Here is a 17,612-nt window from a genome sequence, read left to right as displayed (position 1 = left end):
ATGAAGGAAGCATTTAGAAAAATCGGCAAATCGTACGCCGTGGCCGCCGCCGAAATCGGCTGCAGCAAGCCCAGGTTGGTGGCGGTAATCAACCACGGCGAATGGCCGAAAAAAGGCGCAGCCGGGCTGCGCGAGAGTTTGAAGCAGTATTTTGAAACGAATGGTGCGGGCATCCCAGCGAGCCTGAGAAACGAGCCGGAAACCGCACCTGCCCACCCTAATGAAAGCGAGGACGACGATATGTTACTACGAAAAGCCACTTTGACCCAAGCCACCCGCCGTTATTTCGGCCTGGTACGCGACCCGTTCAACGATGAAATCCGCAGCGCGGAAGACGTGTATATGACCCCTGATGTGCGTTATGTACGCGAGGCGATGTATCAGACGGCCTGCCACGGCGGCTTTGTGGCGGTGGTAGGCGAAAGCGGCGCGGGCAAGTCCACCCTGCGCGAAGACCTGCAAGACCGCATCAACCGTGATGGCAGGCAGGTTATCACCATCGAACCGTATGTGCTGGCGATGGAAGACAACGATGTGAAGGGCAAAACCCTGAAAGCCGCACACATTGCCGCCGCCATCTTGGAAGCCGTATCGCCCGGCACCCGACCCTACCGCGATTCGGAAGCACGTTTCCGCCAAATCCACCGCGCCCTGCAGGAGAGCGCGAAAGCGGGCAACAAACATGTGCTGATGATTGAAGAGGCACATGGCCTGCCGATTCCGACCCTGAAACATCTGAAACGCTTTTTTGAATTGAAGAACGGTTTTGACCGCCTGCTCGGTATCGTACTGATCGGCCAGACCGAACTGGCGCAGAAGCTCAGCGAAAACAACCCGGCGGTGCGCGAAGTGGTGCAGCGCTGCGAGGTGGTGACGCTCTTGCCGCTGACCGACGGACGGCTGGCAGGCTACCTGAAACACAAAATCGAACGCGCCGGCGGCGACATCACCAAAATTATGGACGAGAGCGCGATTGACGCGGTGGCCGAACGGCTGACGGTGCGCGGCCGCAGCGGGCGCGGGGTGGAAGAGCACAGCCTGCTCTACCCGCTGGCGGTAAACAACTTGGTATCGGCGGCCATGAATCAGGCGGCCGAGCTGCAGATGCCGGTGGACGGCGACATGGTAAGGGGGGTGTGAGATGAGTGCATTTTGGAACTGGTTTGTACAGGCAAGCTGCTGGCAGGTGCTCGGCAACGCGCTGACCTTGGCGCTGGCGCTGGTCATCATCGGTATCGGTATCGGCGAAGCGGTGCGTTATATCCGCATCAGTTGGAAAGGATAACAACCATGTGGCCGGAATTAAAAAACGTTGCCCGCCGCGAAGCTCGGAACTGGTTGATTGCCGCCATCGTGGCAGTGGCCTATGCCGCCATGGCCGGCAGCTGTACCCCGCAGCCGGCCGCCCATCGGCAGCTGGTGGGACAGCCGGATAAGGCAGCGGCACGGCTGGCAGCCAAAGAGCGGCAGGCCGAGAGCGAGGCCGCCGAAGCGGCAGCAGTGTACGGGCGCATGAGCGATCAAGAGCGGATGCGCGGGATTGTGTATGAACCGGTTGGGAAATAAGTGAGGACAAATGAAATGAAAACCTGTTTTAAATTTGGCGACCATGTTCGTTTCAAAGATGTAGAAAATCCGGTATTCGGTGTGGTGTTGGAAGAGGCAAACACACGCGATGAGGTTACTGTGCAATTTATCTCCGAAGAGAAGACAGAGCTTGTCTATAGCGATGATTTGGAGCTTGTTATACATCCCGACACTGCCCGGCTGGATTGGATGATCCTGTGCGACTACCCGGAAGATATGGACACCGAAGACAGGAATTTCGCCCTGCAAGCCGAACGCGAAAATATCGATACCTTTATGCGGCTGGACGCCAAGCAGCAAGGAACGGCAGCATGAAAACCCGTTGCCCCTGCTGCGGCGCCAGCGCCAGCCTTGAGGTGCTGATTACCCACGACGAGGCGCGCAGCCTGATGGTGGCGCTGGCCGGTATCTCCGACGAGCTGGCCAAAGCCGCGCTGCGCTATCTCGGCCTGTTCCGCCCGGGCGAGCGCGACCTGAGCTGGGCGCGGGCGGCCAAGCTGCTGGGCGAGCTGGTGCCGCTGATTCAGGCGGGCGAGATTACCCGCAAGCGGCAGAGTTACCCCGCACCGCGCGAAGCATGGATTTGGGCGTTTAACCGCGTTATCGAAGCCCGCGACAGCGGCAAGCTGACCCCGCCCCTGACCAGCCACGGCTTCCTGCTGGAGAACCTGACCTTCTGGACGCCGGACAAAACCGCCGGCGCAGCCTTGGCTCCGGCAGCGGATACCGCCCTTTCAGGCAGCCTTAACCAGCAACAACAGACCGCGCCCAGCAGCACCATTCAGGCAGCCGCAGCCGGTGAGAAGTTTAAGCGATGATGATCCGAAATGATGACCAAAGAAGTAAACAATGCCTTGGTGTCCGGCATCCAGCACATATTCGCCATGCGGTTGCCCGGGCATCCGCCGCTCGATGCGGCCGACGGGACGTATCTGGCATGGATTGCCGCTTTCGATTCGCTGCCGATCGCCTGGGACGACGAGCGCGACGTACCGCGCATCCGACAGGCCTTCGGCGCGTTATGGGCAACCGTAGACCGCTGGCCGACCCCGAAAATGCTGATTGCCTGTATCCCGCCCGTGCCGCCCCCGCCGCAGCTGGAAGCCCCGAAAAAGGTGTGGACGGAAGAGGAAATAGCCAGAAACAAAAAGCGTTTGGCCAAAATGTTAGGCATGCTGGCCGACAAGATGATTGAACGAAACCGATTTTTAGACGATGGAAGGAATGAAGATGAGCCAAATTGATATGAGCCAATACAAGAAGGACGCACGCGGCAATCTGGTACCGATTGCCAACATCCGCCCGATTGACCTGCTGCGCGACGAGCTGGTGCAGAAGATTACCGCCCGCGCCCGCGCGGTACAGGAAGAGCTGCAGGAATACCGCCGCTGGGCGATGGATGAGATTGCAGCCTTTGCCGAACTCTCTGCCAACCAGTACGGCACCTCGCTGGGCGGCAAGAAGGGCAATATCCGCCTGCACAGTTTCGACGGCCAATACCGCGTGCAGCTGGCGATGCAAGATGCCCTGGTATTCGATGAGGGGCTGGCCGCTGCCAAAGTGCTGATTGACGAATGTATCCGCGAATACTCGGAAGGCAGCCGCCCCGAGCTGCTGGCCATCATCAACGCCGCCTTCGCCACCGACCGCGACGGCAATATCAGCACCGCCCGCGTGCTGGGACTGCGCCGTCTGGACATCAGCGACGAGAAATGGCAACGCGCGATGGATGCATTGAGCGACAGTCTTCAGGTGCATACCAGCAAGGCCTTTGTGCGGGTGCACGAGCGCGATGCCAACGGCGAGTATCGCTTGATGAACTTGGATATCGCAAAGGTGTAATGACATGGCCAAAGTAATCATTACCATCGAAGACGTGGAAAATACGCTGGAAATCGGATGTACCAGTGACGCGCCTATGGTGCGTAGTATCTCCTCAAAGAATACCCCGGCACAGAATTATGCCGCCATAGCGATGATGACCATCAATGCCAACGCTCGCCTACGTGGTGAGGAAGTGCAAGATGTCCCAGAGATTAAGCAGTAACCCGCGCGGCACGGCCTGCCGTTTACCACTTTAGGAGTAACACTATGAACAAAACAGATTTGATCAACGCGATGGCAGCTGAGGCTGGGCTCAGCAAGAGCGATACCACCAAAGCATTGACTGCCTTTGAAAGCATCGTGGCCGACAGCCTTAAACGCGGCGAAGACGTGCTATTGGTGGGCTTCGGCACCTTTACCGTAGTCGAACGAGCCGAACGCCAAGGCCGAAATCCTGCTACCGGCGAGACTATCACGATTCCGGCGGCCAGACAGGCTAAGTTTAAAGCCGGCAAGCCGCTGCGCGATGCCCTCAAACAATAAGTGATGTTCAACCCATGCCGCTGCCACAGTACGGCGGCATCAGTGGAACATTAGGAGAGTCCAAATGCGTGAACCCAAAGCCCACAAGAAAGCCCGCCTGATTAAGCTTATTCACGTGGCCAAAAACCAGCTGATGCTGGATGATGCCGCCTACCGCAGGCTGCTGGCCAACGCCTCCGGCGGCAAGACCAGCAGCAAGCAGATGAGCGTGGCCGAGCTGGAGCTGGCCTTGCGAGGCATGAAGGCGCAGGGCTTCGTGGTCACCACCAAGGCGCAGACCAAAAGCGGCCGGCAGGATATCCCGGTGCGCGAGGCAGCGGCCGGGGTGGACGCGCAAATCAAAAAAATCCGCGCCCTGTGGCTGGAGCTGCACCGCTTGGGCGCGGTACGCAGCCCGTCGGAACTGAGCCTATCCCGTTTCGTATCCCGCATGACCGGCGTGGATTACCAAGGCTGGCTGAGTGTGGATGATGCCTCACGGGTGATTGAGCATTTGAAAAAATGGAAACAGCGGGTAACGCGGGAAGGAGCGGGAACATGACGCAGGCAAGGGTGGCCGAGCTGCTGTCCGATTTGGCGGCCAAGGTCGGAGAGGAAGTGCATTCTGCCGGGGTGGCGGACAAAAAGCAGGCCAAAACCATCGGTAACCATGTGGCCAAACGTATGGCGCGGGAATGGGGCGGACAGAACCTGTATATCCCGCACGGGGTGCTGTGGGACATCGACGAGCGCGACGTAGAAATCTTTGACAAGTTCGACGGTACCAATCAAAAAGAGCTGGCACGTGAGTACGGGTTTTCGGAGCAGTGGATTTACCGCATCATCGAACGGGTACGACAGGCTAAAATCGACGCCGCACAGCAGGATTTGTTCGATGAAGGGAAAGGCAAAGGGAGTAAAACAGATTAAAACGCGCACAAGGTCGGTCAGGAACGTTCCTGACCGATGTCTTTTTACGGTTTGGTACGTTTGCTTATCCCGCCGCCCGAACGCGCTTAAAACGCAAATTTGGCGATGCCGGCTTCGGAGGTATTTTTTTAAACCCGTTTAAAGGACTTTCAGGCAGCCCATGCCCCATCATTCGCTTAACACGAGTGATGGGGATTTTTTATGTTTGAGATTTTTCGAAGCGGCAAACGCACCAGTGCCGACGGCAGTCAATGGAACATCACGGATGCCGACGTACAGCGCGCTGCCGAGGTGTACGACCCGAAGCTGCATGAAGCGCCGATTGTCATCGGCCATCCGGCCATGAACGCCCCGGCCTACGGCTGGGTGCCGAAGCTGGCGGCCGACGGCGGCAGCCTGACTGCCGAGTTTGCCCAAATGGATGATGGCTTTGCCGCTGCCGTCCGCGCCGGCCGCTACAAGAAGGTATCCGCCTCCTTTTGGCCGCCCGGCCATCCGAACAACCCGGTGCCGGACAGCTACTACCTGCGCCATGTCGGCTTTCTCGGCGCACACGCCCCGGCGGTCAAGGGGCTGCGGGCGATTGAGTTCGGCGCGGCCGAGGACGGCGTGATTGAGTTTTCCGAGGCGGCACACGGTATCGCCGCCCGGCTGTGGCGCAATATGCGCGAATGGCTGATTGCCCAGTTTGGCCAAGACGCCGCCGACAAGGTAGTGCCGGACTGGGAAATCGAAGGCATCAAGGAAATGGCCGCCCGGCCTGACCTGCCGCCCGACCCGGTGTTGTTTGCCGATCCCCCTCCCACCCCCAACCCAACCGACCATAAGGAGTCTCCCATGTCTGAACAAGACCAAGCCGCCGCACTGGCTGCCGAAAAGGCCGCCCGCGAAAAGGCGGAAGCTGAAGCTGCCAAAGCCAAAGCTGATTTGAAAAAAATGCAAGATGAGCAAAACCAAGCCAAGCGTAAGGCTGCTCACAAGCAAAACGCCGACTTTGCCGAAGGACTGGTGAAAGAAGGCCGCCTGAAACCAGCCGACAAAGCCTTGGTGGTGCAGGTGCTGGATTTTGCCGAGCACCCCGAACACACCACCGCCGACTTCGGCGAGGGTGAGGCAGCGAAGCCGCTGGGCGTTGCGCTGCGCGAGTTTTTGGCGGCGGTGCTGCCGCAGCAGTTGCCGACCGGGCAGATGGCCAAAGGCAGCCTGAACTTCGCCGAGGGCATGAGCCACCACGAGCGGGCTTTGGCTTTGCAGAAAGCCGAGGGCATCACCTACGAAGAAGCCGCGCGCCGCACGGCAAATTGATTAACCGTTTATCCAGTAAAGGAAGATGAAACATGAGCAACACGTATTTAGGCAACCTGCGCCAAGTGGACGAAGTATTGACCAAGCTGGCGCTGGGCTACAGACAGGGCGGTTTCATCGGCGAACGCATCATGCCGGTGGTACTGACCGAGAAGGAAGGCATCAAAGTGCCGAAGTTCGGTAAAGGCTCGCTGATCGAGTATGAAACCGAGCGTGCCGTGGGTGCCGCCAGCAATGTGATTACGCTGGACTTCCCGGGCAAGATGTCGGTGGTGCTGGAAGAGCACGATTTGGCCGCCGGCGTGGACTACCGCGCACAGCACGAATCGGTGTTTGATGAGAAGGCCAAGGCCACCCGCCGCGTGACCGCCGGTATCCAGCTGCGACAGGAGTTGGAGATTGCCGCGCTGATTCAGGCCAAGCCCACCTACGAGAGCGGCCACAGCAAAGACCTGTCGGCCACCAAGCAGTGGAGCGACGATACCTCCGATGTACAGGCCGATATTGCCAATGCAAGGGAAGTAGTGCGTGCCGCCTGCGGCGTGCGCCCGAACGTGCTGGTATTGGGGGCATCGGTGTACAGCAAGCTGATCCTACATAAAGGCTTGCGCGGGCAATTGTCGGCCAACAGTGACCGCGGGATTCTTACGCTCGAGCAGCTGACCCGCCTCTTGGATGTGGAAGAAATCATCGTCGGCGAGGCCGTCTCCACACCCGACGGCAAGAAAGCCACCAAGGATGTGTGGGGCAATTTCGCCAGCCTGATCGTACGCCCGAAACCGGTCGAAGCCGGCAACGACGAAGGTATGCCCGCCTTCGGCTATACCTTCCGCCGCCGCGGTATGCCGGTGGTAGACCGCTACGAAGGCGTGGGCGGCAAGGTGGAGTATGTGCGCTACACCGACATCCGTAAAGCTGCCGCCATCGGTGGTGCCTGCGGCTATCTCTTCGAGAAAGCCATCGCTTAAACCTAGAAACAGGCTGCCTGAGATTTTCAGGCAGCCTGAAGGAGAACAGTATGAATTTGTCCGTTACCTTGGAAGACTTGACCGACAAAATCCACAAAGCCGATTACCACCGTATTGGCGAAACGACAGCTACAGTTTGCTCGCTGACCCTGAAATCGGGCTTTGTGGTAATTGGCCAGTCAGCTTGTATCAACCCGGACATGTTTGATCAAGAAGTGGGGTGTGAGGCGGCTTATCAGGATGCCGTCCGCAAGCTGTGGGAACTGGAAGCCTATCGAGTGAAAGAAAACGTGTTTACACAGAAACAGGAGCAAAACAATGTCTAAACCGACCAAACAGGTGGTCTTGGTTACCACCGTTAAAACCACCGGCAAAATCGTGGCCAACCGTTTTGTGAGCTTCACCGGCAAACAGGCTACGGCTACCGATAAGGTGCTGGGCGCCACCCCTTACGATGCTGACATCAACGAAATCTTGGCCGTTGACACCATCGGCACAGTGGTGGTGGAAGCCGGCGGCGCGCTGGCCGTGGGCGACGAGGTATCCCCCGATGCCCAAGGCTGCGCCGTCAAGACCGCAGGCAGTGCCAAGGCCGTCGGCATTGCCTGCAGTGCCGCTGCCGGCGCGGGCGAGCTGATCCAAGTTTTACTGAGGGGTTAGCCATGATTAAAACCTATATCGCCAACACCCCGCTGATTCTGGCTGATACCGAGGGCAAGGAGTTCCGTGTCGAAGCCGGCGAAGCAGTAGACCTGACCCCCGAGCAGTACGAGCTGGTGGCCGCACATGTGACCGCAGGCAGCATCTCGGACGCAGACTTGGCCGCATCCGGCTACCAGCCGGACGGCACAACACCGGTGCCGGAACAGCCGCCTGCCGAACCGACCCAGCCCGAACAACCGGCTGAGACCGAAACCGCGCCTGCCGAGACAGGGCAGCAGGCACAGGCTGAAACCGAACAGCCGGCAGAATCTGCCGAGCAGCCTGAAGAACAGTCCAAAGCACGCGGCAGAGGCAAAAAGGAATAAGCCATGTACATCACGCGCGAAGACATTAAGGCTGCCGTCAGCCTGGCCGAGCTGACCCAACTGACCAACGATATCGGCGGCAGCACCGAGCCGGACTGGGCGGTGGTGGACAGAGCCATCGCTTATGCCTGCGAAATTGCCGACGGCTACCTGATGGGTCGTTACACCCTGCCGCTGGAGCCGGTACCCAGCATCCTGCGGCCGGTGTGCAGCGACATCGCGCGCTACTGGCTGCATACCCGCCGCATCAACACTGCCGATTTCCCCAAACCTTTGCAGGCAGCCTACGACAATGCGCTCAAGCTCTTGGTGCAGGTACGTGATGGCAAGCTGCATTTGGGTGTGCGTGCCGACGAATTGGCCAGCGATACCGAGCGGCCGCAGGCCGAGCGCGGTGCCTACCGTGTGCGCGGCAATGCCAAGCAGGATTGGGGAGGCTACTGATGTCTGCCACCCGCCCGATTCTGACCGCCGTGCGCGATTACTTGGCCGCCGAGCTGCCCGCCTACACGGTGGAGCTGTTTCCCGACGACCCGGCGGGCTACCGCTTTATGGCACCGCTGGGCGCGGTGCTGGTCGGTTATCAAGGCAGCAAGTTTGCCCGTCCGGACGGCCTCGGCCTAATCGGCCAGCAGCGCGACGTCACACTGGCGCTGACCGTGTTCGGGCGCGGCCTGAACCATGACGGCGCGGCCTTGGATCTGCTCGACGCATTGCGGCTGGCCATCACCGGCTACCGTCCGCCCGACTGCGAACCGTGCCACCTGATCAGCGAGCAGTTTTTGGCCGAAGAAGGCGGGGCATGGCAATACCAGCTGATTGCCCAAACCGAAACCCAGCAGGTCGAACGCCGCCCGGCGGATACCCGATCCAAAGTCAGCAGCCTGTACCTGCGGCAGCGAGGCCAGCCGCTCAACCCCGATATCAAACCCAAACCCTAGGAGATTATTATGTCCGCAGCTTTCCACCACGGTACGGAAACCAAACGTATCGACGGCGGCACCAGCCCGATCTACACCGCCGACGGCGCGATTACCGCCATTGTCGGCACGGCTCCGGCCGGTGCGGTCAATACCCTGACCGTATGCGCCGCCGCCCGCGATTTCTTGCAATTTGGCAGCAGCCTGACCGGCAAGGGTTTTACCCTGCCCGATGCCGCCAATATCTTTACCCGCTACAAGGCCGGTACCGCCTATGTGGTCAATGTGTGCGACCCGGCCAAGCATAAGAGCAGCGTGGCCGACGAGGCGCTGACGGTCGATGCCGACACCCTGACCGCCCACACCGCCCATCCGGCCTTGCAACCGGGTTACACGGTAAAAGACGGTGCCAGCGCCCTGAACGAGGGTAGCGATTACACCGTCACCGATGCCCTGGCCGGCGAGATTGTGTTTAAGGTCAAACCGACCACGCCGACCATCAGCTATACCTACACCGACCCGTCCAAGGTAACCGAAGAAGAGATCATCGGCGCCTATGTGGCCGCCACCGGCAAACGCACCGGCTTGCAGGCGGTGATTGAAGGCTTCAACCGCTTCGGTGCCGATGCCAAAATCATCATCGTGCCGGAGTACGACAAGACCGCCAAATGCCGTGCCGCCATCGAAGTGCTGGCCGAGCAGATTAAGGCCATCGGCTACGCTGCCGCCCCGCAGCAGACCACCCTGAGCAAGGCCATCGAAGGCCGTGGCCCGTTGGGCAGCATCAACTTCCAAACCTCCAGCGACCGTATGATGCTGTTCTATCCCTATGTGTTGGGTTTGCTCGGCGTGGAGAGCCTGGCTACCCACGCTGCCGGTTTGCGTATGAAGACCGACGTGGAACAGGGCTACTGGTACAGCTCGTCCAACCGCGACCTGCTGGGCGTGACCGGTATCGAAATGCCCCTGACCGCCCGCGCCGACGACCCGCAGAGCGACACCAACCGCCTCAACGAAAAAGGCATTACCACGGTGTTCAACAGCTACGGCACCGGCTACCGCCTCTGGGGCAACCGCCTGGCCTGCTTCCCGACCGTCAGCCACATCAAAAACTTCGAGGTGGCGCAACGCACCGGCGACGTGATCGACGAATCCATCCGCCGCTTCGAATTGCAGTATATCGACCGCCCGATCGACGATGCCCTGATTGACAGCCTGCTCGGCTCCATCCGCACTTATCTGGGCACCCTGCAATCCATCGTCGGCTACAGCGTGGACTTGGATTACGACTATGACTTGGTGGATGCCTTCTCGAAAGGCCAAGTGCCGCTCAAATACGAATACACGCCCAAGCTGCCGGCCGAGCGCATCAGCAATGCCAGCGTGATGACCCGCAAATATCTGGCCAACTTGGTCAGCCAACGATAAGGAAGGAATGAAAGATGTCCGATATCAAAGTGATTTACAACGCCAACGTCTACATCGACGGCAACGACCTGTTGGGCAAGGCCAGCGAGTTCAAACTGCCGGAGTTTGAGTTTGAGCAGGACGAGTACAAAGGACTGGGGCTGAAAGGCACGGTCAAGCTGCCGATGGGCGTGGCCGCACTCGAGGGCGAGATTACCTGGAACAGCTTTTTCCCCGAAGTGGCGCGCAAAGCCGCCAACCCCTACAAGGCGGTACAGCTGATGGTGCGCGCCAATGTGGAGACCTACGACACCACCGGCCGCGTGAAGGAAGTGCCGCTGGTAACGATGGTAACCGCCACCTTCAGCAAGAATGCGCTGGGCGGCTACAAACCGAAAGAAAAGGCAGAGTTCTCCAGCACCTACCAGACCACCGAAATCCGCCAAGTGCTGGACGGGCGCGAAGTGCTTTACTACAACGCCCTGCGTAACGAATACCGCGTAGACGGCGTGGACGTGGAAGAGACCTACCGGCGCAATATCGGGGCATAGTTTTTTAAAGCCGTTTAAAAGACCTTTAAGGCGCCCGCAAGCGACAATCCCTACATCAAATCCGATGTAGGGATTTTTATTTACCACCGGCGGTTTGATTCCGGCCGCGCCGCCCGGCCGATTTTGAAAAAGGATTGCAAAAATGGCTCAGAACGAAGCACAGAAATTACAGGAAGACTTGGGGATGAACATCACGATTACATTGAATGTGCCGGTTGTTTTGGCCGACGGTCGCCAACTGGACAGCCTGACCCTGAGGCGCGCTAAAGTAGCCGATCTGCGGGCAGTCAGCCGTTTGGAAGGCGATGCCGCGCAGGAGATTGCCTTGGCCGCCCGATTGGCCGGTTTGGTGCCGGAAGACATGGATGCGCTGGATTTGAGCGATTACAAGCAGATTCAAGACTGGTTTCGCTACTGTCAGGAAAAACCGGCCTCAGCCATCCGAGCCGACTGACCATGCCGAACTGGCGGCACAGTTGCTGGCGGCCTGTGCGGATGTGGCGTGGTGGTATGGCTGGCCGATACAGGCCATCGACGATTTGACCATGGAAGACTTCATTGACTTCCAAAAAGAAGCAGCCCGCCAAATCAAGGCGGGCTACCGGAAAGGGTTGTGATTATTGCTCAGACAAACGCTGCTGCCAATAGGCGAGGTTTTCCCGGCTGCGCTGTTCGTCATACGGGCGGCGGTGTTCGCTAAAGCGAGCCTGTTCCTCCTCCTCTTCGCGCTGCTGCCAGCGCCGGCGCAGTCGGCGGGCGGCGGAAATATCCAAACAGAAAGATACGGCCAGCCAAACCATGCCAAGCACGATGCCAACGGCTTCGAGCAGCAGGGTGCCGAAGGCGAGCAATACAACCAAAGCAACGATGACTGCCATTTCTTTCTCCTTTCCCTGTCTAGGTTTATAGGATAGTAAAACATGTCTGCCGAGTTATCAATAGTTGTCAAGATCGGTGCTGCTATAGGAAGCACGATTGCCGCTATCCGCTCGGTCGGCGGCGGGGTGGATTTTGTGCGGCGCAGCACTACCCTGTTGCGCCGCGAACAGTTGCTGCTGGGTCGGGCAATCCGCGACAGCAGCCGCCAAGGTTCGTCAGAACTGCGCCGCCTGCAGCGGCAGTATGATGGTTTGGGCGAAACCATGAGCCGGATTCGGCGCAATCAAAATCAGCGCGGCAGGATTGATGCCGCTATCCAACGCAACCGCTCGGTACGCGACAGTTTGAAGTCGGAAATCCTCAGTACGGTGGCCGCCGTCGGTGTGGTTTCCGTACCAATCAAGCTGGCGATTGAATTTGAATCAGCCATGGCTGATGTGCGCAAAGTGGTCAATTTCGACACGCCCGAGCAAGCTAAAGCGATGGAGCGGGATATTCTGCACCTAACCCGTTCCATCCCGATGGCCGGCGATGAGTTGGCCGCTATCGTGGCTGCCGGCGGCCAATCCGGTGTGGCGCGTGAAAAACTGATCGGCTTTGCTGAGGATGCCGCCAAGATGGGGGTGGCCTTCGATATGTCGGCCGGTACTGCCGGCGAGGCCATGGCCACTATGTCCAATGTGTTGCGGCGGCCGATTGAAACCATGTCGGAGTTCGGCGATGCCATCAACTATCTGTCGGACAATACCAACTCCAAGGCTGCCGATATCGTCAATGTGATGACCCGGGTCGGTAGTGACATCAAACAACTGGGGCTGACCGACAATCAGGGGGCAGCCTTGGGCAGTACCTTCCTCAGTATGGGTAAGGCGCCGGAGTTGGCGGCACAAGCCACCAAGGGCATGGTAACGGCCTTTTCTTTAGCGCGGGTCGGCAAGTTTGATGACGAACTCAAACAGCTGGGGCTGACTACCAAAGACTTTGCTGCCGCCATGGATAAAGACGCACAGGGCGCGATTTCCGACTTCTTGCAGCGTGTGCGCCAGTTGCCGAAAGAGCAGCAGATGCCGCTGCTTTTGAAGATGTTCGGCCGCAACTACGCCGACGACGTGCTGCTGCTGACCGGTTCGATGGAAGAGTACAACCGGCAGCTGAACCTATTGAGCGAAACCGATGCCGGCGGGCAGTTGAAATACATGGGCTCTATGCAGCGCGAGTTCCAAAACCGCTCGGCAACAACTGCCAACCAACTGCGGCTGTTTAAAAACAGTCTGATGGAATTAGGGATTACGGTGGGCAGCGTGATGCTGCCGGGCATCAATGATTTCCTCAAAAGCCTGATGCCGGTGGTTTACAGAATGACCGAATGGGCACAGGCCAATCCAAAGCTGATTCATACCCTGATTAAGATTGCCGTGGCACTGGTCAGCGTTAAGGCGGCCTCGCTCGGCGTACGTCTGCTGTTTAACGGTGTGGCCGGTGCCGGTTTGGGGGTGGTGCAGCGTCTTTTAGGGCTGCACGGTACGTTGTTGCGCTTTAACGGTGTGTTCCGCCTGCTGAGGATGGGGCGCGGGGCAACGGCCTTACGCATCATGGGTTTTTCCGCCCGCCAGGCGCGCGGTGCCATGTCTTTGTTGGAACGCGGTATTGGCCGGGTCAGCGTGGCCGGTTCCCGCTTTTTATCGATGGCCGGCAGGGTGCGCGGTTTGGGCGGCGCCATGATGTGGTTGCAGCGTATTTGGACATCAGTCGGTATGGCGGCCATGTCCAATCCGATCGGTGCGGCCATTGCCGCCATCGCCATCGCAGCATTCCTGATTTATAAAAACTGGGGTGCGGTGAAGTCGTTCTTTATCGGCTTGTGGGACGGTATTCAAGACGGAATTCGGCCGGTGTTGCCACTGTTGGAAATGATTGCTTTCGGCTGGCAACAGATTTGGGATGTGGTTAAAGGTTTCTTTTCGGATTTCTTTTCGTCCAATGACGAGGCTTCGGAAAGTGCGCAGGGCTTCGGCTATATCATCGGCTATATATTGGGCAGCATTCTGAATATCGGCCCAATGATTCTAGACGGCTGGCGCATGATTTTCGACGGCATTTTCTCGCTGGTCGGCTCGGCTTGGGAACAAATCAAAACCGCCTTCGACGGCGGCCTGCTCGGCATCCTCGGCCTGATCCTCAACTGGTCACCCATTGGTGCCTTCTATTCGGCCTTTGCCGCCGTCCTCTCGTGGTTCGGCATTGAGCTGCCGGGCAAGTTCACGGAGTTCGGCTCAAACATCATCAGCGGTCTGTGGAACGGCTTAAAAGCCAAGTTTGAAGAGGTTAAGGCATGGTTCTCAGGCGTGGCCGGCTGGTTCTCGTCCAAGTTTGCCATCCGCAACGAAATCCACTCCCCGAGCCGTCTGTTTAGGCGCTTTGGCGGCTGGATGATGCAGGGCTTGCAAATGGGCATCGACGGCGGAGCATCACGCCCGCTCAATGCCATCGGTTCTGTGGCTTCGGATTTGCAACAGCGTTTCAGCGACAACACCTCATCTTTGGCTGCATCAATGGCCGCCAACAGCGCCGAACTCTCTGCCGCACGGCAGGGCACGGCTGCGGCAGGCGGCATCACGGTACATTTCAGCCCGACCATCAATGCACCCGGCGGCGATGCAGGGCAGATTCAGGCAGCCTTGCAGATGGGCTTGCGCGAGTTTGAGCAATTGTTTGAACGGCTGATGGCCGATAAGGCTAGGAGGGCTTACTGATGTTTGCCATGTTGGGCGAGGTACGCTTCGAGCTGTTGGGCAGCTTTACCGATTTGGAGGAGACCCACGGCGCCAGCTATGCCAAGCATGAGGTGTTGGCCGGGCGGCCGCGCCTGCAGGCGATGGGCAACGAACTGACGCAGATACGCTTCGGGTTGAAATTACACTGGAAGCTGGGCGATGTGGACGCGGCCTATAAGGGTTTGATTGCGGCCAAGGAGGCGCAGCAGGCGGTGTCGCTGGTTTTCGGGTCGGGGCGTTTTGTCGGCTGGTTTGTGATTGAATCACTGACCGCCCGCACCCTGTTGCAGGATGGCCGGGGGCGCACCGCCGCGCGCGAGCTGGACGTGAGCCTGACCGAGTTTGTCGGCGACCCGAACAACCCGCTGCCGACCCCGGGCGTGGCCAACGGCCAAAACCCGCTGCTCGCCATGTTGCCCGAGTCGGTGCGTGCCCCTTTGTCGAAAGTGGCCGATGCGGTGCAGACCGGCGTACGGATTTACCGCAGTGTCGAGCAGGAAGTCGGCCAGCTGCAAACCCTGATTGCCCATGCCCGCGAGCTGAAACACGACCCGCTCGCTTTGCTCGGCGTGGTGGGTGATGCAGTCAATCTCGGCGGCACGGCGCTGGGTAAATTAAACAGGCTGCCTGAAGTCGGCAAATACATCGGCAACTTGTCCGGTGCGGCCGAAATGCTGGCCTACGGTGGGCAGGCGGCACGCGAACTCTCCGGCGGTTTGGCCGCGCTGCGCAACGGCGCAGAGAGCGGCACGGTGGGCGGCTGGCTGGAAGGCGGCGCGGCCGCCGTTGCCTCGGCCGCCGACAGCCTGAACAACGGCGCACGCGGGGCGCAAAGCCTGACCGCGTGGCTGGCCGGCAGAAAGGACGGGACGAAATGAGCGAATCGGTATTAAGACACCTGACACGCGAGGGCGACCGCTGGGATTTGATTGCCTGGCGATACTACGGCAACCCCTTGGAAATCGCCCGCCTGATTGCCGCCAACCCGCACCTGCCGGCGGCCGAGCAGTTTACGGCCAACCTGACCGTGTTTGTACCGGTTATCCCGGCCAAACCCCAAACCCAAGCCGACATGCCGCCCTGGCTGCGCGGCGATAGCGGAGACGACGATGCAGATGCCTAACCTCCATCTGGGCGCCTTGCTTTCAGGTAGCCTGAACAGCACGGCCAGCCATCCGGTGACCCTGCCCAAGGTCATCATCAAATACGAACAGAAGGACATTACCAGCGACATCCAGCCCTATTTGTTATCGGTGAGCTACACCGATTACTTGGAAGGCCAATCGGACGAAGTGCAGGTGGAGCTGGAAGACGTGGACGGCCGCTGGCGGCAAAAGTGGTATCCCGAGCAGGGCGACAAAATCAGCCTGGAAATCGGCGACCAGATTAACGGCATGCTCAAGCTGGGCAGCATGGAGCTGGCCGAGATTGAGTACCAGCACCCGCCGTCCGTGATTACCCTGAAAGCGCTGTCCACCGGCATCACCAAATCCAACCGCACCCAGCGCGGCCGTGCCTACGAGCACACCACGCTGGCCGACATCGTGCGCCGCATTGCCCGCCGCCTGCGGCTGAAGGTAACCGGCACCATCAAACATATCCCAATCGAGCGCGTGACCCAGTATCAGGAGCGCGATGTAGAATTTTTGACCCGTTTGGCCAAAGAGTACGGCCACACTTTCAAGATCGTCGGCAGGCAGTTGGTTTTTCAGGCTAATGATGCATTGGCCGAACAAAAGCCGGTGGCGGTCTTGCTGCCGGAAGACATCAAAAATTTCAGGCTGCGCGACCTGATTAAGGGCGTGCCGCAGGAAGCGGTGGTGAGCGGCTACGATGCCAAACGCAAGACCACGCGCCGCACCCGTCGCCGCAGCAAGGCGCTGCGCCCGGGCGGCAAGCGCGCCAGCAGCGGCGACACGCTCAAAATTGTGGCCAACCGCGGCGAGAGCCAGGCGCAGGTCAATGCCCGTGCCGATGCCGCGCTGGCCAATGCACAGCAAAGCCAAGTGGCCGGCAATTTCTCGATGGTCGGCAACGCCAAACTGGTGGCCGGGCAGACCGTGCAGCTCAAAGGCTTCGGCAAGTTCAGCGGCAAATACCTCGTGAAGCAGGCGCGGCACGAAATCCGCCGCGGCGGCGGCTTTACCAGCGATTTGGAGGTCAAGATGGTCGAATACGTGCCGGATGAGCCACCACAGGCAACCGCCGCAACCCAACCCAAAAAACAGGCAGCCGAAAATGCGAACCCATGACTTTACCGCCACCCTGCAATTCGGCACCGTGGCGGCGGTGGACGCGGCCAAACACGCGGTGCGCGTCACCGTGCCGACTTTGGACGACATCCAAACCGACTGGCTGCCGGTGGTCAGCCTGGGCGCGGGTGGTAACCAGTTCTATGCCTTACCCGACCCCGGCGCTTTGGCCGTCTGCCTGCTGGACGCACGCGGCGAGGGCGGTGTGTGCCTCGGTGTCATCTACAACGATCAGGACGGCACGCCCGCTTCGGACGGCAATATGTGGCTGCGGAAATTCAGCAACGGTACCGTCATCAGCCACAACCGCGCCGACGGCCAGGTAACTGTGGACACGCCGGGCAAGGTGGTGGTTAAGGCTGCTTCGAAAGTGGAAATCCAGTCGCCGGAAACGGAGATTACCGGCAACGCCACGGTCAAGGGCATGCTGACCTACACCGCCGGTCTGACTGCTTCCAACGGCGGCGGGGGCGATACCGCCAGCATCGAAGGCACCGTGCGCATCAACGGCGACATCATCCTCAACGGCATCAGTGTGTCCGGCCACGTCCACCCCGGCGACTCCGGCGGCACCACCGGCAGCATGCAGGCCGGCTGATTGATTTTTGAAAACGTTTTACAAGACTGCGGACAAGCGCCGCAGCACAATCCCCGTATCCGACCCG

The 17,612-nt window shown here is 59.4% G+C and carries 27 protein-coding genes and 1 pseudogene; 27 read left to right on the top strand and 1 reads right to left on the bottom strand.

The window, feature by feature from the left end; genetic code table 11:
* From A7Q00_RS11320 to A7Q00_RS11220, 22 genes and pseudogenes are all read left to right on the top strand, one after another.
* Positions 1 to 1,140 (top strand): ExeA family protein, encoded by a 1,140-nt coding sequence (locus A7Q00_RS11320; RefSeq protein WP_064090633.1) that lies wholly within the window; start codon positions 1 to 3, stop codon positions 1,138 to 1,140.
* 1 nt (position 1,141) lies between these two features.
* Positions 1,142 to 1,285 (top strand): hypothetical protein, encoded by a 144-nt coding sequence (locus A7Q00_RS13770; protein WP_023888069.1) that lies wholly within the window; start codon positions 1,142 to 1,144, stop codon positions 1,283 to 1,285.
* A gap of 5 nt (positions 1,286 to 1,290) precedes the next feature.
* Positions 1,291 to 1,566, top strand: a complete 276-nt coding sequence (locus A7Q00_RS11315) for a hypothetical protein (protein WP_064090632.1) — start codon at positions 1,291 to 1,293, stop codon at positions 1,564 to 1,566.
* 15 nt (positions 1,567 to 1,581) lie between these two features.
* Positions 1,582 to 1,902: a hypothetical protein gene (locus A7Q00_RS11310; protein WP_064090631.1), complete on the top strand. Its 321-nt coding sequence runs from the start codon at positions 1,582 to 1,584 to the stop codon at positions 1,900 to 1,902.
* Positions 1,899 to 2,405: a hypothetical protein gene (locus tag A7Q00_RS11305; protein ID WP_064090630.1), complete on the top strand. Its 507-nt coding sequence runs from the start codon at positions 1,899 to 1,901 to the stop codon at positions 2,403 to 2,405. Before A7Q00_RS11310 ends, A7Q00_RS11305 begins: the two co-directional genes overlap by 4 nt.
* 9 nt (positions 2,406 to 2,414) lie before the next feature.
* Positions 2,415 to 2,831, top strand: coding sequence for a hypothetical protein (locus A7Q00_RS11300; protein ID WP_064090629.1), 417 nt, complete (start codon positions 2,415 to 2,417; stop codon positions 2,829 to 2,831).
* A complete protein-coding gene (locus A7Q00_RS11295; protein ID WP_179946230.1) occupies positions 2,818 to 3,429 on the top strand; it encodes a DUF3164 family protein in 612 nt (203 codons plus the stop codon). Before A7Q00_RS11300 ends, A7Q00_RS11295 begins: the two co-directional genes overlap by 14 nt.
* A 4-nt stretch (positions 3,430 to 3,433) precedes the next feature.
* The gene (locus A7Q00_RS11290) at positions 3,434 to 3,634 is read left to right on the top strand and encodes a hypothetical protein (protein WP_064090628.1); all 201 of its coding nucleotides are present in this window, start codon (positions 3,434 to 3,436) and stop codon (positions 3,632 to 3,634) included.
* Positions 3,635 to 3,675: 41 nt separating this feature from the next.
* A pseudogene (locus A7Q00_RS11285) lies at positions 3,676 to 3,954 on the top strand (HU family DNA-binding protein); the annotation flags it as partial.
* 64 nt (positions 3,955 to 4,018) lie between these two features.
* Positions 4,019 to 4,495: a gp16 family protein gene (locus tag A7Q00_RS11280; protein WP_064090627.1), complete on the top strand. Its 477-nt coding sequence runs from the start codon at positions 4,019 to 4,021 to the stop codon at positions 4,493 to 4,495.
* Positions 4,492 to 4,863, top strand: coding sequence for a Mor transcription activator family protein (locus tag A7Q00_RS11275; RefSeq protein ID WP_023888052.1), 372 nt, complete (start codon positions 4,492 to 4,494; stop codon positions 4,861 to 4,863). Before A7Q00_RS11280 ends, A7Q00_RS11275 begins: the two co-directional genes overlap by 4 nt.
* A gap of 201 nt (positions 4,864 to 5,064) precedes the next feature.
* Complete coding sequence (locus tag A7Q00_RS11270) at positions 5,065 to 6,168, top strand: hypothetical protein (protein ID WP_064090626.1); 1,104 nt, start codon at positions 5,065 to 5,067, stop codon at positions 6,166 to 6,168.
* Between the two features lie 32 nt (positions 6,169 to 6,200).
* Positions 6,201 to 7,136, top strand: a complete 936-nt coding sequence (locus tag A7Q00_RS11265) for a major capsid protein (RefSeq protein WP_064090625.1) — start codon at positions 6,201 to 6,203, stop codon at positions 7,134 to 7,136.
* 50 nt (positions 7,137 to 7,186) lie between these two features.
* Complete coding sequence (locus A7Q00_RS11260; protein WP_064087603.1) at positions 7,187 to 7,462, top strand: Gp49 family protein; 276 nt, start codon at positions 7,187 to 7,189, stop codon at positions 7,460 to 7,462.
* Positions 7,455 to 7,796, top strand: coding sequence for a DUF2190 family protein (locus A7Q00_RS11255; RefSeq protein WP_064090624.1), 342 nt, complete (start codon positions 7,455 to 7,457; stop codon positions 7,794 to 7,796). Before A7Q00_RS11260 ends, A7Q00_RS11255 begins: the two co-directional genes overlap by 8 nt.
* Before the next feature lie 2 nt (positions 7,797 to 7,798).
* Entirely contained in the window at positions 7,799 to 8,164 is a 366-nt protein-coding gene (locus A7Q00_RS11250; RefSeq protein ID WP_064090623.1) for a hypothetical protein, read from the top strand.
* Positions 8,165 to 8,167: 3 nt separating this feature from the next.
* Positions 8,168 to 8,608: a DUF1320 domain-containing protein gene (locus A7Q00_RS11245; RefSeq protein ID WP_064090622.1), complete on the top strand. Its 441-nt coding sequence runs from the start codon at positions 8,168 to 8,170 to the stop codon at positions 8,606 to 8,608.
* Positions 8,608 to 9,105 (top strand): Gp37 family protein, encoded by a 498-nt coding sequence (locus A7Q00_RS11240; RefSeq protein ID WP_064090621.1) that lies wholly within the window; start codon positions 8,608 to 8,610, stop codon positions 9,103 to 9,105. Before A7Q00_RS11245 ends, A7Q00_RS11240 begins: the two co-directional genes overlap by 1 nt.
* A gap of 9 nt (positions 9,106 to 9,114) precedes the next feature.
* Positions 9,115 to 10,512: a phage tail sheath family protein gene (locus A7Q00_RS11235; protein WP_064090620.1), complete on the top strand. Its 1,398-nt coding sequence runs from the start codon at positions 9,115 to 9,117 to the stop codon at positions 10,510 to 10,512.
* Between the two features lie 14 nt (positions 10,513 to 10,526).
* Entirely contained in the window at positions 10,527 to 11,042 is a 516-nt protein-coding gene (locus A7Q00_RS11230; RefSeq protein ID WP_023888044.1) for a phage major tail tube protein, read from the top strand.
* A gap of 142 nt (positions 11,043 to 11,184) precedes the next feature.
* Positions 11,185 to 11,496 (top strand): phage tail assembly protein, encoded by a 312-nt coding sequence (locus A7Q00_RS11225; protein WP_064090619.1) that lies wholly within the window; start codon positions 11,185 to 11,187, stop codon positions 11,494 to 11,496.
* Positions 11,497 to 11,518: 22 nt separating this feature from the next.
* Positions 11,519 to 11,659, top strand: coding sequence for a GpE family phage tail protein (locus A7Q00_RS11220; RefSeq protein WP_064090618.1), 141 nt, complete (start codon positions 11,519 to 11,521; stop codon positions 11,657 to 11,659).
* Here the strand turns inward: A7Q00_RS11220 and A7Q00_RS11215 are convergent, their stop codons facing one another.
* On the bottom strand, positions 11,660 to 11,920 hold the full coding sequence (locus A7Q00_RS11215) for a hypothetical protein (RefSeq protein WP_064090617.1): 261 nt from the start codon (positions 11,918 to 11,920) through the stop codon (positions 11,660 to 11,662).
* 42 nt (positions 11,921 to 11,962) lie between these two features.
* Here A7Q00_RS11215 and A7Q00_RS11210 point away from each other — a divergent pair, with 42 nt between their 5' ends.
* The 5 genes from A7Q00_RS11210 to A7Q00_RS11190 are packed head-to-tail and all read left to right on the top strand — an operon-like array spanning position 11,963 to position 17,545.
* Complete coding sequence (locus A7Q00_RS11210; protein WP_064090616.1) at positions 11,963 to 14,674, top strand: phage tail tape measure protein; 2,712 nt, start codon at positions 11,963 to 11,965, stop codon at positions 14,672 to 14,674.
* Positions 14,674 to 15,573 (top strand): phage tail protein, encoded by a 900-nt coding sequence (locus tag A7Q00_RS11205; RefSeq protein WP_064090615.1) that lies wholly within the window; start codon positions 14,674 to 14,676, stop codon positions 15,571 to 15,573. Before A7Q00_RS11210 ends, A7Q00_RS11205 begins: the two co-directional genes overlap by 1 nt.
* On the top strand, positions 15,570 to 15,818 hold the full coding sequence (locus A7Q00_RS11200; protein ID WP_064090614.1) for a tail protein X: 249 nt from the start codon (positions 15,570 to 15,572) through the stop codon (positions 15,816 to 15,818). The genes A7Q00_RS11205 and A7Q00_RS11200 overlap by 4 nt, the downstream gene beginning before the upstream one ends.
* Positions 15,805 to 16,947, top strand: a complete 1,143-nt coding sequence (locus tag A7Q00_RS11195) for a phage late control D family protein (protein WP_064090613.1) — start codon at positions 15,805 to 15,807, stop codon at positions 16,945 to 16,947. Before A7Q00_RS11200 ends, A7Q00_RS11195 begins: the two co-directional genes overlap by 14 nt.
* Positions 16,934 to 17,545, top strand: coding sequence for a phage baseplate assembly protein V (locus A7Q00_RS11190; RefSeq protein ID WP_064090612.1), 612 nt, complete (start codon positions 16,934 to 16,936; stop codon positions 17,543 to 17,545). The genes A7Q00_RS11195 and A7Q00_RS11190 overlap by 14 nt, the downstream gene beginning before the upstream one ends.
* The last annotated feature ends 67 nt before the right edge of the window (positions 17,546 to 17,612 follow it).

It is taken from the genome of Eikenella halliae, from assembly GCF_001648475.1.
Classification (GTDB): Bacteria; Pseudomonadota; Gammaproteobacteria; order Burkholderiales; family Neisseriaceae; genus Eikenella; species Eikenella halliae.
This window is presented reverse-complemented; position numbering and strand designations above follow the sequence as displayed.